The organism is Mycobacterium arosiense ATCC BAA-1401 = DSM 45069 (assembly GCF_002086125.1).
GTDB classification, from domain to species: Bacteria; Actinomycetota; Actinomycetes; order Mycobacteriales; family Mycobacteriaceae; genus Mycobacterium; species Mycobacterium arosiense.
In genome coordinates, this window is the sequence record NZ_MVHG01000242.1 from 1 (window position 1) to 508 (window position 508).

The window sequence follows — 508 nt, forward strand, 5'->3', positions numbered from 1 at the left end:
GGCCAGCCAGGTGACAAAGCTGCGATAGGGGGCGGGTGCGGGTAGGTGCTGCCCGTAGTAGCCGGCGAAGATCTCGCTCAACAGGATGGGCAGCGACCAGCCATCCATCACGATGTGGTGGAAGGTCAGGACAAATCGATGCCGACCCCTGCCGATACGGATCACCAAGGCACGAAAAGCCGGTTGGTCGGCCAGCTTGCACACCGCGGCGCGTTCGGCAGCGCACACCCGGTGCACCTGCTGATCAAGATCGACGGTGCCGGCGTCTATTTCGAGATACCGCCACACGGGCGCGGGGTCGGCCGGGATGATCTGCACCGGCAGGTCGAACTGTCCGCAGAACCGGGCCGCCAGGTTCGGATGGCGGGTGATGACCGAGTGCGTCGCGGCGCGCAGCCGGTGCAGGTCGAGAACCCCGCTGAAGGTGATGTCCAGTTGCACCGCGTAGATGTCATCGTTGGTGTGCGCTGTGCTGGCGTGGAAGAGCAGGCCTTCTTGTAAGGGGGTC

Annotated in this window: 1 protein-coding gene; it reads right to left on the minus strand. The window is 64.8% G+C overall.

Annotated features, from left to right (window positions below; all coding sequences use genetic code 11):
* Positions 1–508, minus strand: a 508-nt coding sequence (locus tag BST14_RS28300) for a condensation domain-containing protein (protein ID WP_142279691.1), incomplete at both ends; no start/stop codon positions are given.